General features: G+C 65.0%; 16 protein-coding genes. 4 read left to right on the forward strand and 12 right to left on the reverse strand.

The genetic code is table 11. The features are described 5' to 3' along the window. Positions 1 to 53: 53 nt before the first annotated feature. The 6 genes from FHW58_RS22195 to leuS form a co-directional block, all read right to left on the reverse strand. Positions 54 to 656, reverse strand: a complete 603-nt coding sequence (locus FHW58_RS22195; RefSeq protein WP_179675353.1) for a 2-hydroxychromene-2-carboxylate isomerase — start codon at positions 654 to 656, stop codon at positions 54 to 56. Positions 657 to 666: 10 nt separating this feature from the next. Next, the gene (locus FHW58_RS22200; protein WP_179675354.1) at positions 667 to 1,089 is read right to left on the reverse strand and encodes a CopD family protein; all 423 of its coding nucleotides are present in this window, start codon (positions 1,087 to 1,089) and stop codon (positions 667 to 669) included. Between the two features lie 20 nt (positions 1,090 to 1,109). After that, on the reverse strand, positions 1,110 to 2,375 hold the full coding sequence (locus tag FHW58_RS22205) for a glutamate-5-semialdehyde dehydrogenase (protein ID WP_179675355.1): 1,266 nt from the start codon (positions 2,373 to 2,375) through the stop codon (positions 1,110 to 1,112). A gap of 115 nt (positions 2,376 to 2,490) precedes the next feature. Next, positions 2,491 to 3,507 carry a DNA polymerase III subunit delta gene (gene holA / locus FHW58_RS22210; RefSeq protein ID WP_179675356.1) on the reverse strand — a complete coding sequence of 339 codons (1,017 nt, stop codon included), beginning with the start codon at positions 3,505 to 3,507 and terminating at the stop codon, positions 2,491 to 2,493. Between the two features lie 9 nt (positions 3,508 to 3,516). Continuing rightward, positions 3,517 to 4,125, reverse strand: a complete 609-nt coding sequence (gene lptE / locus FHW58_RS22215) for an LPS assembly lipoprotein LptE (protein ID WP_179675357.1) — start codon at positions 4,123 to 4,125, stop codon at positions 3,517 to 3,519. 8 nt (positions 4,126 to 4,133) lie between these two features. Further along, positions 4,134 to 6,758, reverse strand: a complete 2,625-nt coding sequence (leuS, locus tag FHW58_RS22220; RefSeq protein WP_179675358.1) for a leucine--tRNA ligase — start codon at positions 6,756 to 6,758, stop codon at positions 4,134 to 4,136. 205 nt (positions 6,759 to 6,963) lie between these two features. On the opposite strand from leuS, the gene FHW58_RS22225 reads away from it, so the two are divergent. The 3 genes from FHW58_RS22225 to map are packed head-to-tail and all read left to right on the forward strand — an operon-like array spanning position 6,964 to position 9,027. Continuing rightward, a complete protein-coding gene (locus FHW58_RS22225; RefSeq protein WP_179675359.1) occupies positions 6,964 to 7,728 on the forward strand; it encodes a helix-turn-helix domain-containing protein in 765 nt (254 codons plus the stop codon). Between the two features lie 38 nt (positions 7,729 to 7,766). Continuing rightward, positions 7,767 to 8,135, forward strand: coding sequence for a VOC family protein (locus FHW58_RS22230; RefSeq protein WP_179675360.1), 369 nt, complete (start codon positions 7,767 to 7,769; stop codon positions 8,133 to 8,135). A 43-nt stretch (positions 8,136 to 8,178) separates the two neighbouring features. Next, positions 8,179 to 9,027, forward strand: coding sequence for a type I methionyl aminopeptidase (gene map / locus FHW58_RS22235; protein ID WP_179675361.1), 849 nt, complete (start codon positions 8,179 to 8,181; stop codon positions 9,025 to 9,027). Here map and FHW58_RS22240 read toward each other — a convergent pair. Genes FHW58_RS22240 through FHW58_RS22260 form a run of 5 tightly spaced genes read right to left on the reverse strand, consistent with a single transcriptional unit; the run spans position 9,014 to position 11,900 of the window. After that, positions 9,014 to 9,331, reverse strand: coding sequence for a barstar family protein (locus FHW58_RS22240; protein ID WP_179675362.1), 318 nt, complete (start codon positions 9,329 to 9,331; stop codon positions 9,014 to 9,016). The genes map and FHW58_RS22240 overlap by 14 nt on opposite strands. Next, the gene (locus FHW58_RS22245; protein ID WP_179675363.1) at positions 9,332 to 9,760 is read right to left on the reverse strand and encodes a biopolymer transporter ExbD; all 429 of its coding nucleotides are present in this window, start codon (positions 9,758 to 9,760) and stop codon (positions 9,332 to 9,334) included. It lies immediately after the preceding gene. 4 nt (positions 9,761 to 9,764) lie between these two features. Next, positions 9,765 to 10,430: a MotA/TolQ/ExbB proton channel family protein gene (locus FHW58_RS22250; protein ID WP_179675364.1), complete on the reverse strand. Its 666-nt coding sequence runs from the start codon at positions 10,428 to 10,430 to the stop codon at positions 9,765 to 9,767. Next, positions 10,427 to 11,233, reverse strand: coding sequence for a 4-hydroxy-tetrahydrodipicolinate reductase (gene dapB, locus FHW58_RS22255; protein WP_179675365.1), 807 nt, complete (start codon positions 11,231 to 11,233; stop codon positions 10,427 to 10,429). Before dapB ends, FHW58_RS22250 begins: the two co-directional genes overlap by 4 nt. 13 nt (positions 11,234 to 11,246) lie before the next feature. Continuing rightward, entirely contained in the window at positions 11,247 to 11,900 is a 654-nt protein-coding gene (locus tag FHW58_RS22260) for an outer membrane protein assembly factor BamE (protein ID WP_179675366.1), read from the reverse strand. 214 nt (positions 11,901 to 12,114) lie between these two features. Here FHW58_RS22260 and fur point away from each other — a divergent pair, with 214 nt between their 5' ends. Further along, positions 12,115 to 12,546 (forward strand): ferric iron uptake transcriptional regulator, encoded by a 432-nt coding sequence (gene fur / locus FHW58_RS22265; protein ID WP_179675367.1) that lies wholly within the window; start codon positions 12,115 to 12,117, stop codon positions 12,544 to 12,546. A gap of 66 nt (positions 12,547 to 12,612) precedes the next feature. Here fur and hrcA read toward each other — a convergent pair whose 3' ends face one another. Then, entirely contained in the window at positions 12,613 to 13,629 is a 1,017-nt protein-coding gene (gene hrcA, locus FHW58_RS22270; protein ID WP_179675368.1) for a heat-inducible transcriptional repressor HrcA, read from the reverse strand. Positions 13,630 to 13,638: the final 9 nt, after the last annotated feature.

Genomic DNA, 13,638 nt, shown 5'->3' on the forward strand with positions numbered 1-13,638 from the left:
TACCTTTTGTCCGTTAAAAAAATTTGCGCGCCGCCCACGCGGGCGCGGCGCTGTTACTTCGTCATTGCCCGTTCCAGGAAGTCCAGGCGATCCTGGCCCCAGAAATTCTCGCCATCCAGCACATACCACGGCGAACCGAACACGCTGGCGGCATTCGCATCGTCGGTGTTGCGGTCATACTCGGCCTGCACGCTGGCCGTCTCCGACGACTTGACCAGCGCCTTGCCATCCAGCCCGCAGCCGCCGGCGATCTGCACCAGCGTGGCCTCGTCGCCGATGTTGCGGTCTTCGGCCCACAGGCCGCGCATGATGGCGCCAGCCAATTGCAGGGCGGCGTCGGTGCCGTGTGCCAGCCGCGCCGCCACGATCATCTTGTTGGCCAGTTCCGGCGACACCGGGAAAAACTGCGGCTGCGGCTTGAGCGGCATGCCGAGGTATTCCGACCAGCGCGCCAGTTCCAGCAGCCGGTATGCCTGCCGCTGCGGCGCGCGCTTGGCCAGCGGCAGCCCGCCGGACACGCCAAACACCTTGCTCAAGTCGCACGGCTTCAGCTCGATCTGCACGCCATGCTTTTGCGCGATGGCGACCAATCGCTCGTGGCCCAGATACGCCCACGGCGAATGCGCCGCAAAATAGTACTGACACACTTTGCTCATGACGTTTCCCTCAGAAAGGCTTGACGACCACCAGCAGCACGATGCCCAGCATCAGGAACACCGGCAGCTCATTAAACACGCGGAACCACTTGTGACTGCGCTTGTTCTCGCCGCGCTCGAAGCGCTTCAGGATGCCGCCGCACATATGGTGATAACCGATCAGCAGCACCACCAGCGTCAGCTTGGCGTGCAGCCAGCCCGGCATGTGCGCGCCGTAGGCCAGGTAGATCAGGTACGCCCCGAACAGCACCGCCAACACCGAAATCCACAGCGAAAACCGATACAGCTTGCGCGCCATCAGCAGCAAACGCTCGGTGGTATTCCTGTCGGTCTCCATCGCCAGGTTGACGAAGATGCGCGGCAGGTAGAACACGCCGGCCATCCACGCGATGACGAAGAAGATGTGCAGTGCCTTGATCCAGAGGTACAGCATGAGCGATCCTTATTGTCGACTTATTGTCGAATTTCCCCGTGGCCGAAGACCACGTATTTCAGCGAGGTCAGACCTTCCAGCCCGACCGGGCCCCGTGCGTGCAGCTTGTCGTTGGAGATGCCGATCTCCGCGCCCAGGCCGTACTCAAAACCATCGGCGAAACGCGTCGAGGCGTTGACCATCACCGACGACGAATCCACTTCGCGCAGGAAGCGCATCGCCGCCGTATGGTCCTCGGTGACGATCGCCTCGGTGTGCTTGGACGACCAGGTGTTGATGTGGTCCATGGCCTCGTCCATGTCGGCCACCACCTTCACCGCCAGGATCGGCGCCAGGTATTCGGTCGACCAGTCCTCTTCCGTGGCCGCGGCCAGGTGCGGGTAGCCGCGCAGGATGGCGGCGGCTTCCGGATCGGCGCGCAGCTCGACCTGCCTGGTCGCGTACAGCCTGGCCAGTTCCGGCAGCACCGCCGGCGCGATCGCGCGCGCCACCAGCAGCGTTTCCATCGTGTTGCAGGTGCCGTAGCGGTGGCACTTGGCGTTGAAGGCGATGTCCAGCGCTTTCTTCATGTCGGCCTTGGCGTCGAGGTAGACGTGGCAGATGCCGTCCAGGTGCTTGATCATCGGCACCGTGGCTTCCGCCATCAGGCGCGCGATCAGGCTCTTGCCGCCGCGCGGCACAATCACGTCCACGTACTGCGGCATGGTGATCAGCGCGCCGACCGCGGCGCGGTCGGTGGTTTCCACCACTTGTACGCCGTCGGCCGGCAGGCCGGCGCCTTCCAGGCCTTCCTTCACCAGCCTGGCCAGCGCGCGGTTGCAGTGGATGGCTTCCGAGCCGCCGCGCAGGATGGTGGCGTTGCCGCTCTTGATGCACAGGCCCGCCGCGTCCACCGTCACGTTGGGGCGCGATTCGTAGATGATGCCGATCACGCCCAATGGCACGCGCATCTGGCCGACCTGGATGCCGGTCGGGCGGAATTTGAGGCCGGATATTTCGCCGATCGGGTCCGGCAGCGCGACGATCTGGCGCAGGCCTTCGATCATGGTGGCGATGGCCTTGTCCGATAAGGCCAGGCGGTCCAGCATGGCCGGCGCCAGGCCGTTGGCGGCGGCGGCGTCCATGTCCTGCTGGTTGGCGGCGCGTAGCGCGTAGGCGTCGCGTTCGATGGCGTCGGCGATCAGCGTCAGCGCGCGGTTGCGCGTGGCGGTGTCGGCGCGGGCCATGGCGCGCGACGCCTTGCGCGCGCGCTGGCCCAATTCTTCCATGTACTGCTTGATGTCCATTCGTTATCTCCTGCCCCCGTCATTCCGGCGCAAGCCGGACGGTCCGCCGCTGCGGTCCATGGAACGCTGGCTCAGCATGGATTCCGGCGTACGCCGGAATGACGCGGTATCGGTGTCAGCCACGGGCGACTTTGAGGGCCAGTTGCAGCATGGCGTCCCAGGCATCGCCGGCATACGCTTTCGCGCGCAGCCCTTTAATCATCTTGTCCACTTGCGCGGCCTCCTTCATTGCCGCTTCCAGCGTCGGCAGCGAAATGCGGCGCAGCGCCGGGTCCATCATGCGTTCCTTCGGCCCCCAGATGCGATGCTCCTTGAGCAGCGCCCCCAGCGGCCGGCCCTGCGCCATGCCCGCCTTCAGCTTGAGCAGCGTGCGGATCTCCTCCGACACCGCCCACAGCACCAGCGGCAGCGCTTCGCCCTCGCCTTTCAGGCCGTCCAGCATGCGGATCAACCGCGCCGGATCGCCCGCCAGCATCGCCTCACTGAGCTTGAACACATCGTAGCGCGCCACATTCAGCACCGCCTCGTGCACCTGCTCGTAGGTCAGCTTGCCCGGCTCGTGCAGCAAGGCCAGTTTTTGAATCTCCTGATGGGCCGCAAGCAGATTGCCTTCCACGCGATCGGCGATGAAATCAATGCTCTGCCGGTCCGCGCTTTGCCCTTGTTGGGCAAGGCGCTGGCCTATCCAATTGGGCAACTGCGCCCGTTCCACCTGCGGGATGTCGATATACACCGCCGCTTGTTGCAGCGCGGCCACCCAGGCCGCCTTCTGCGTCTGCCAGTCCAGCTTGGGCAGCGTGATCAAAGTCAGGTTGTCCGGACTCAGATCCTTCACATAGTTTTGCAGCGCCGCGCCGCCATCCTTGCCCGGCTTGCCGGTCGGGATGCGCAGCTCGATCAGCTTCTTGTCACCGAACAGCGACAGCGCCTGGTTGGCCGCCAGCAGCTCGCCCCATTTGAAGCTGCGCTCCACGGTCAGCACGTCGCGCTCGGAATAGCCCTGCGCGCGCGCGGCCTTGCGGATTTTGTCCGCGGCCTCCAGCGCCAGCAAATGCTCGTCGCTGCTGATGACGTACAGCTGCGACAGCGATTTGCTCAAATGACCGTCCAGCGCCTCCAACCGTAATTGCATGCGGCGCCTTTACTGAATCGGCACGGCCGGCGGCAGCGTCGACGGCTGCGCCGAGGGCTGCTTGTCGGCCGGCAGCGGCGTCGGCGCCAGCGACATGCCCGGCGTCTTGACGGCGGCGATACGGCGCATCATCTGCTGCACCAGGTCGGTCTGCATGTCCTTGTACAGCAGCGCCTCTTCCTGCTCCTTGGCCAGCAGCTGGGTTTCGTTGAAGTCGATCGGCCGCGTCAGCGTGATCTGCGTCGGCGCCAGCAGCTCCTTGCCCTGCTTGTCCAGCACGCGGAACACGATGTTATACGTCAGCAGGTACTGCCGCACGCGGCCATTGCTGTTCAGCGACAGGATGGTCTTGGTCTTGGTCTTTTCCGGATTGGTCAGCACCTCGATCACGCCGTCCGCGTCGCGCGGGCTGGCCACCACGGTGGTGCCGCCGTTGGCGCGGATGTTACGCTTCAGATCAATCGCCAACGGCGACGACTCCGGCAGCCCCACGTAAATCGACGGGAACGGCAGCGTGTAATGGCCGCTGTCGCCGCGCAGGTGAAAGCCGCAGCCGGACAGCGTCAGCACGGCGGCCAGCGCTGCCGCGCTCAAAATTTTGCTAGTAGTCGTCGCCATAATCCGCCTTACACCACGATGTTGACCAGTTTGCCCGGCACCACGATCACCTTCTTCGGCGTGCCTTCGATGAACTTCTGCACCGCCTCGTTGGCCAGCGCGGCGGCTTCGATGGCGGCCTTGTCGGCACCCTTGGCGACCACCACGCTACCGCGCAGCTTGCCGTTCACCTGGATCATCATCTCGATTTCCGACTGTTCCAGCGCGGCCGGATCGACCTGCGGCCACTGCGCGTCCAGGATGTCGCCGGCGTAGCCCAACTCTTGCCACAGCACGTGGGTGATGTGCGGCGCCACGGGGTTCAGCAGGCGCAGGAAGATCGCATAGCCTTCCGACAGCACGGCCGCTTCCACGTCCTTGGCCGATTCCAGCGTGTTCAGCATCTTCATGCAAGCCGACACCACGGTGTTGTACTGGATGCGCTTGACGTCGTAGTCGGCCTGCTGCAGCACCTTGTGCACTTCGCGGCGCAGGGTCTTGCCGGCGTCCGAGGTGGCGGCGGCGCTCAGCGGCGAACCGGCGGCGGCGATGGCCTCGCGCTGCGCGTAGCCGAAGTTCCACACGCGCTTCAGGAAGCGGTTGGCGCCTTCCACGCCGCTGCCCGACCATTCCAGCGTCTGCTCCGGCGGCGAGGCGAACATGGTGAACAGGCGCGCGGTGTCGGCGCCGTATTGTTCGATCTGCGCCTGCGGGTCGATGCCGTTGTTCTTCGACTTCGACATCTTCTCGGTGCCGCCGATCTGCACCGGCTGGCCGTCGTCCTTCAGCAGCGCGCCTTGCGGCCGGCCCTTGTCGTCCAGCGACAGGTCGACGTCGGCCGGGTTGAACCAGGTCTTCTTGCCGGCGGCGTCCTCGCGGTAGTAGGTCTCGTTCAGCACCATGCCCTGGGTCAGCAGGTTGACGAACGGCTCGTCGAACTTGACCAGGCCGAAGTCGCGCATCACCTTGGTCCAGAAGCGCGCGTACAGCAGGTGCAGCACGGCGTGCTCGATGCCGCCGATGTACTGGTCCATCGGCATCCAGTAGTCGTTGCGGCTGTCGACCATGGCGTCGTTCGCGCCCGGCGAGGTATAGCGCATGTAGTACCACGACGAATCGACGAAGGTGTCCATGGTGTCGGTTTCGCGGCGCGCCGGCTTGCCGCACTGCGGGCAGTCGCACTTGAGGAAGGCTTCGTACTTGTTCAGCGGGTTGCCGCTGCCGTCCGGCACGCAGTCTTCCGGCAGCACCACCGGCAGGTCTTGTTCCGGCACCGGCACCGAGCCGCAGTCCGGGCAGTTGATCATCGGGATCGGCGTGCCCCAGTAGCGCTGGCGCGAGATGCCCCAGTCGCGCAGGCGGAAGGTGGTCTTCTTCTCGCCAAGGCCTTTTGCCGCCAGGTCGGCGGCCACCGCGTCCAGCGCTTCCTTGTAGCGCAGGCCGTCGTACTTGCCGGAGTTGGTGACGATCGCCACTTCCTTGTCGCCGTACCATTCCTGCCAGGCGTCGGTCGAGTACTCAGGGTGGTCGGCGGTGGTGATGACCTGCTTGATCGGCAGGTTGTACTTTTTGGCGAAGGCGAAATCGCGTTCGTCGTGCGCCGGCACGCCCATCACGGCGCCGTCGCCGTAGGTCATCAGCACGTAGTTGCCGACCCAGACTTCGACCTTGTCGCCGGTGATCGGGTGGGTGACGAACAGGCCGGTCGGCATGCCCTTCTTCTCCATGGTCGCCATGTCGGCCTCGATCACCGAGCCCAGTTTGCACTCGGCGTTGAAGGCGGCCAGCTCGGGATTGTTCTGCGCGGCCAGCACGGCCAGCGGATGCTCGGCGGCCACGGCGCAGAAGGTCACGCCCATGATGGTGTCCGGGCGGGTGGTGAAGACGTACATCTTGCCGTCGTTGATCAGCTTGCCGTCGGCGTCCTTGATGTCGTGCGGGAAGGCGAAGCGCACGCCAGTCGACTTGCCGATCCAGTTGGACTGCATGATGCGCACGCGCTCAGGCCAGCCTGGCAGCTTGTTGTCGACGTGGTCCAGCAGTTCCTCGGCGTAGTCGGTGATGCGCGCGTAGTACATCGGAATTTCGCGCTTCTCGATGACCGCGCCCGAGCGCCAGCCCTTGCCGTCGATGACCTGCTCATTGGCCAGCACGGTCTGGTCGATCGGGTCCCAGTTCACGGTGCCGGTCTTCTTGTAGATGATGCCTTTTTCCAGCATCTTCAGGAACATCCACTGGTTCCACTTGTAGTATTCCGGCTTGCACGCGGTCATTTCGCGCGACCAGTCGATGGCCAGGCCCATCAGCTCCATCTGCGAGCGCATGTGGGCGATGTTGGAATAGGTCCACTGCGCCGGCGGCACGTTGTTGGCCATGGCGGCGTTTTCGGCCGGCATGCCGAAGGCGTCCCAGCCCATCGGCATCAGCACGTTGTAGCCGTTCATGCGCAGGTAGCGGTACATCACGTCATTGATCGTATAGTTGCGGACGTGGCCCATGTGCAGCTTGCCCGATGGGTAAGGCAGCATCGAGCAGGCATAGTATTTCCCTTTCGGGAAGCGCGGGTCGTTCTCGACGGCTTTGTAGGCGTCGATGGCTTTCCAGTGGGATTGCGCGGCTTTTTCTACGTCGGCGGGACTATATTTATCTTGCATGATGGTGTACGGCCATGAGTGAATATTGAACCTTACATTATACCTTGAGGCTGGCCGATTCATCGGGGTGGCGGCGCGCTGATTCGATAAATCAGCGCGCATTGGCGTTCACCCCAAACCGGCGCGTCGCCGCCGGGGTCTGACCCCGTACGGGGTCAGACCCCGGTGTGGCCCTGCGGGGTTGTGCAAATGATATGCTTCTGCCATGTATTATCGCGAATACTTACCCCATCCAACCCTGGCCCCGTACCTGCAATGCGTCTGGGCGGCGCGGGCGCCGGCTTCGGCGCATGTGCACCGGGTGCTGCCGGATAACTGTGTCGACATCCTTTGGCAGGACGGCGGACAGCCCGGCTTCGCGGTCGGCATGATGTCGTCGTCCTCGCTGGTGCCGAGCGCGCGGCCGGTGCGGACGCTGGCGGTGCGCTTCAAGCCCGGCATGGCGGGCTTGTTCCTGCCGGCGCCGCTGCAGGCGCTGACCGACCAACACGCCGATATCGATTTGCTGTGGGACCGCAGCGACGCCGACCGGCTGGCCGATGCGCTATGGACCACCGACGCACCCGAGCGAGCGCGGCTGGCCGTCATCGAGCGCGAACTGCTGCGCCGCCTGCGCGCCGGCCCTGCGCATCCGGCCACCAGCCTGACGCTGGTACGGCAGGCGCTCGGCGCGCTGGAAAGCGGCGGCGGCGCGCTGCGCGTCGAGCACCTGGCGGCGGAACTCGGCGTGTCGCGCCAGCACCTGGCGGCGCAGTTCCGCCAGCACGTCGGCCTGTCGCCCAAGCTGTTTGCGCGGATTTGCCGCTTCCGCCGGGCCACGGCCGCCCTCAAGTCCGCCCGCTCGCCGGACTGGCCGCAACTGGCGCTGGACTGCGGCTACTTCGACCAATCCCACCTGATCCACGACTTCCAGGAATTCGCCGGCAGCGCGCCCGAGCGATTCCATTTTTCCAATCATCCCGCCGCCTGATGTGCCAAGATGGTGTTTTCTTCAACAGGAGACACACCATGATCAACGGACTGCGCACCGCCATCTACCCGGTGGCCGACCTGGCCAAGGCCAAGGACTGGTACACCCAGGTCTTCGGCGTCGGCCCCTATTTCGACCAGCCGTTTTACGTCGGCTACAACGTCGGCGGCTTCGAACTGGGCCTGCTGCCGGACGGCGGCACGCCCGCCCAAGCCGGCGCCCTGGTCTACTGGGGCGTCGACGATATCGAGGCCGAAGTGGCCCGCATCACCGCCTTGGGCGCCACCGTGCACGGCGCCATCCAGGACGTCGGCGACAAGATCAGGACCGTGGAACTGGCCGACCCGTTCGGCAATCTGCTTTGCCTGATCCACAACCCGCACTTCGATTTGACAGCGGTGCGCTAACGGATGTGGGACAATACCGCCTCTGCAAATAAAGAGGTCGTCCATGTCCCGCCGTAACGCCAATCTCATCAAAACGCCCGAGCAAATGGTTCAGGCCCGCGTCGCCGCCCAGCTGGCGGCCGACGTGCTGACCATGATCGCGCCCCACGTCAAACCGGGCGTGACCACGGCCTACCTCGACCAGCTGTGCCACGACTACATCGTCAACGTGCAGCAGGCGATTCCGGCCAACGTCGGCTATGGCGGCTTTCCGGCCACGGTGTGCAGCTCGGTCAACCACGTGGTGTGCCACGGCATTCCGTCGGACACCCAGGTGCTGAAGAACGGCGACATCATCAACATCGACGTGGCCGTCATCAAGGATGGCTGGCACGGCGACACCAGCCGCATGTACTACGTCGGCGAGCCGTCCAAGCCAACCCGCAAGCTGGTGGAAACCACCTACGCGGCGATGTGGGCCGGCATCCGCGCGGTCAAGCCCAAGGCCACGCTGGGCGACGTCGGCTTCGCCATCCAGACCGTGGCCGAGAAGGCCGGCTACAGCGTGGTGCTGGATTACTGCGGCCACGGCATCGGCCAGGTCTACCACGAGGAGCCGCAGGTGACGCACTACGGCCGTCCCGGCCAGGGCATGGTGCTGAAGCCGGGTATGCTGTTCACCATCGAGCCGATGATCAACGCCGGCAAGGCGGCCACGCGGGAATTGAGCGACGGCTGGACCGTCGAGACGCGCGACAAGTCGCTGTCCGCGCAGTGGGAGCACATGGTGCACGTGACCGAAACCGGTTTCGAGGTGCTGACGCTGGCGCCAGGCGAAACCGGCGCCAAGGCCAACATCCCGAACGCCGTGCCGGCCGGCGTCGAGCCGCCCGCCGCGCCTAGCGCAGCGTAAGTTTGAGGGCCGGCTTCTCGCCGTAGTCCTCGTAGCGCTCGTTGAGGCCGGCCACGCAGTAGGTCACTTCTTCCAGGATGTCCGGCTGCATGGCAGCGGCGTCCTGGATGACGATGTCCAGCACCTCGTTCGGCTTCAGGCGGAACTTGCTCATGCTGTCCTCGTCGCGCAGGTAGCTCAGGCAGTCGACCCACGCGTCCATGGTGTTGCCGTAGGTGTCGGGAAAGCCCATCGCCGCCTTGCAGGCGGCGTGGAAGCTGGCTTCATCTTGGATGGCTGCGCCATTCAGTTCCGCGGTTGCCATTTACTGTTGCTCTTTCTTGGGATCGGTGACGAAGCCCAATTTGGTTAATCCATTGCTCTGCGCGGCGGCCATCACCTGTGCCACCACTTCGTAGCGCGTATCCTTGTCGGCGCGCAGTTGCAGTTCGGGCTGCGGCTCCAGTTTCGCGGCGGCGACGAAGCGCGCGTCCAATGCCGCCTGGTCGACCGGATCGTTATTCCAGAAAATCCTGCCCTTGCCGTCGATCGACAGCGTGACCGTGGCCGCCGGCGCCGACTGCGCGGCAGGCGCCTGCGCCTTCGGCAGCTCCAGTTGCACCGAGCCGGTGAACATCGGCGCGGCCAGGATGAAAATCACCAGCAGCACCAGCATCACGTCCACCATCGGCGTGACGTTGATGTCGGCCATCGGGCCGGGATTGCGGTGGTGGTTGAACGCGCCGAAAGCCATGATCTTACTTGGTCAAATACGCGTGCAGGTCGTGCGCGAACGCGTCCAGCTCGGACAGCGTCAGGCGGTTGACGCGGTTGAAGCCGTTGTACGCCAGCACGGCGGGTATCGCCACCGTCAGGCCGATGGCGGTCATCACCAGCGCCTCGCCCACCGGGCCGGCCACCTTGTCGATCTGCACCGTGCCGTGCGACGACACATTGGCCAGCGCGTGATAAATCCCCCACACCGTGCCCAGCAGGCCGACAAACGGCGCCGTGGCGCCGATCGACGCCAGCAAGGTCAGGCCGCCCTCCAGCCGGTTGGTGGAACGCTGGATCGCGTCGCGCAGCACGCGCGTGACTTGCGCCGCGCGGTCCATCTCGCCGCCCAGCGACGGCCGGGCGGCGGCGCGCAGCTGCGCCGCGCCCTGCTCGGCCAGCGGCAGGAAAATCTGTTCGGGATCGGCCAGCGTCAGGCCGGCCACGCCGTCCTGCATCGACGGCGCGTCCCAGAACGCCCGCACCGCCGGCGCGCTGCGGCGGATGCGCCACGCCGCCAACGCCTTGGACAGGATGAAGAACCAGCTCACCAGCGACATCCCCAGCAACACGAACGCGACCGCGTGGCTGACAGCGTCGCCCTGCTCCCAGAAGCGGGACAGCGTGAATTCGCTGGCGCCCGGGTTCATGGATTTTTCAGGCCCAGCACGTCGTACATGTCGAACAGGCCGGTCGGCTTGTCGGCCAGGAAGCGGCAGGCGCGCAGCGCGCCGTGCGCGTAGGTGACGCGGCTGCTGGACTTGTGGCTGATCTCGATGCGCTCGCCGATGCCGGCAAACAGCACGGTGTGGTCGCCGACGATGTCGCCGCCACGAATGGTGGCAAAGCCGATCGACGACGGATCGCGCTCGCCGGTCACGCCTTCGCGCGCGAACACGCCGTCCTGCTTCAGGTCGCGGCCCAGCGCGTCGGCGATGACCTCGCCCATCTTCAGCGCCGTGCCCGACGGCGCGTCGACCTTGAAGCGGTGGTGGGCCTCGACGATTTCGATGTCGTAGCCGGTCGACAGCGCCTTGGCGGCCTGCTCCAGCAGCTTCATGGTGACATTGACGCCCACCGAGAAGTTGGGCGAGAACACGATGGCGGTTTTCTTGGCGGCCGCGGCGATGGCGGCCTTGCCGGCGTCGTCGAAACCGGTGGTGCCGATCACCAGCTTGATGCCGTGCTCGGCGCAGTACTTCAGGTGTTCCAGCGTCGCTTCCGGGCGGGTGAAGTCGATCAGGTAGTGCGCGCCGGCCAGCCCCTTGCCGAAGTCCGACGCCACCGGCACGCCGGCCGGCTTGCCGAGGAAGGCGGCGGCGTCCGGCTGCTCCGCGCCGGCGCGGTCCAGCGCGCCGGACAGGCGGGCGTCGTCGGCGTTCTGCACCGCCTCGATCAGGATGCGGCCCATGCGGCCGCCGGCGCCGGCAATGGCGATGTTCATTGGGGTCATGCTGAAATCCTTGTTATTTCTTGTCGTTGCTGATCGTCACGCCCACCGGCGAGGCGGCGGCCGGGTTGTCGGTGCCGGACGGCAGCGGCGCGCTCGGCGCCGGCTTGGCCAGCGCGGCCTCGGTGGCGGCCTCCTTCTTGGCGTTGGGCGCCGGGCCGGCGATGCGGGCGATGTATTCCTTCTCGGTCGGCAGGTTGCCGCCTTCCCAGCGCTCGACCTTGCCGTTCTTGTCGAAGAACACGATCACGCGGCTGGTGGTCACTTCGCCGTTGCCGCGCGCCAGGCGGAACGCGTAGTCCCAGCGGTTGGCGTGGAACGGGTCGGTCAGCAGCGCGGTGCCAAAGATGAAGCGGACCTGGTCCTGCGTCATGCCGACTTTCAACTGCGACAACATTTCTTCCGACACGAAGTTACCCTGCTGGATGTCCGGACGGTACGGCGAGAAGAACCACATGAAGCGCTGCAGGCGCGTGATGGTGGTGGTCTGCGCGCCCTTGCTGGCGTCCAGCGTCGGCTCGGTGTCCTTGATCTCGCTGGCTTTCTCGCCCAGGGTGGTTTTGGTCGCGCAGCCGCCCAGCGCCAGCGCCAGCGTCACGCACGACGCGGCGGCGGCGACAGGAGTAATACGGTGCAACAACGACTGCGAAAAAGCCTGGGTGACGCGCATAAAAGTCCTCAATCTGGTCGAGCGGAAGTGCCGAAAAACGCTATATCATAAAGCACACGGTGCGGGATGGGGCATTATCCCGCAAAACAAGTGCAAATCTTTGTAAATGAAAATTCTTATGGGAAAGTTATGGGATTTCGCAATGTGGTGCGGAGCGCCCCGGAGTACGTTAAACTAACGCCTAGCTATCGCCAACCACACGAAGAGTCTCGACATGGGTAACAATCCGACCGATCTGAAGGCCAGCGGCCTGAAAGCCACGCTGCCCCGCATCAAAATCCTGGATATTTTCCAGAATAGCGAAGTGCGCCACCTGACCGCCGAGGATGTCTACAAGATCCTGCTGGCCGACAACATGGATGTGGGCCTGGCCACCGTCTACCGCGTGCTGACCCAGTTCGAGCAGGCGGGCTTGCTGAACCGCAACCACTTTGAGACTGGCAAGGCCATTTTCGAGCTCAACGCCGGCTCGCACCACGACCACCTGGTGTGCGTCGATTGCGGCCGTGTCGAGGAATTCTTCGACGAAGCCATCGAAGAGCGCCAGAACGCCATCGCCGCCGAGCGCGGCTTCAAGATCGCCGAGCACGCGCTGGCGATCTACGGCAATTGCACCAAGACCGCCTGCCCCTACCGTCCGCAATAACCCGCACGGCGGCCGCACTGGGGTCTGACCCCGTACGGGGTCAGACCCCGCCTTACCGGGGTCAACTCAATGATGACTCAGCGCATTCGATAACAGCTTGGCCGTAATATCCACAATCGGTATCACCCGCTCGTAGGCCATGCGCGTCGGCCCGATCACCCCCAGCGTGCCGACGATCTTGCCGTTGGCGGTGTACGGCGCGGTCACCACGCTCATCTCATCCATCGGCACCAGGCTGGACTCGCCGCCGATATAAATCTGCACGCCGTTAGCCTTGGTCGACACGTCCAGCAGCTGCATCAGCCCGGTCTTCTGCTCGAACATGTCGAACATCTGCCGCAGCGACGTCATGTTGGACGACAAATCGCTGACCGACAACAGGTTGCGCTCGCCGGCGATGACCATGTCCTCGGAATCGTCCTTCATCGCCTCGCTGCCGGCCTCGACCGCCACCTGCATCAGCCGGCCCATGTCGTCGCGCAGCTGGCGCACCTCGTTCTGCAGGCGCGCGTGCACCTCGTCAAAGGCCAGGCCGCCGTAATTCTGGTTGATGTAGTTGGCCGACTGCACCAGCTGCGCCGGCGTGTAGTCGACCTCGGTCAGCAGCAGGCGGTTTTGCACGTCGCCGTTGGGCGCCACGATCACCAGCAGGATGCGCTTCTCGCCCAGGCGCAGGAACTCGATCTGCTGGAACACCGACTCGCGGCGCGGGCTCAGCACCACGCCGGCGAACTGCGACAGCGACGACAGCATCTGCGCCGCGTTGGTGATCATCTTCTGCGGCTGCGGCGACTGCAGGCGCAGCTGCGCGCCCACCGCCTGCTCGTCGATCTGCTGCACGGTCAGCAGCGTGTCGACAAAGATGCGGTAGCCGCGCGGCGTCGGCACCCGGCCGGCCGAGGTGTGCGGGCTGGCCACGTAGCCCAGCTCCTCCAGGTCGGCCATGATGTTGCGGATGGTGGCCGGCGACAACTCCAGGCCGGAAATTTTGGACAGCGCGCGCGAGCCCACCGGCTGGCCGTCGGCGATGTAGCGTTCTATCAGGGCCTTGAGCAGGGTTTGTGCGCGGTTGTCGAGTTGCATGCTAAGTAT

It is taken from the genome of Duganella sp. 1224 (assembly GCF_013408245.1).
GTDB lineage: Bacteria > Pseudomonadota > Gammaproteobacteria > Burkholderiales > Burkholderiaceae_D > Rugamonas.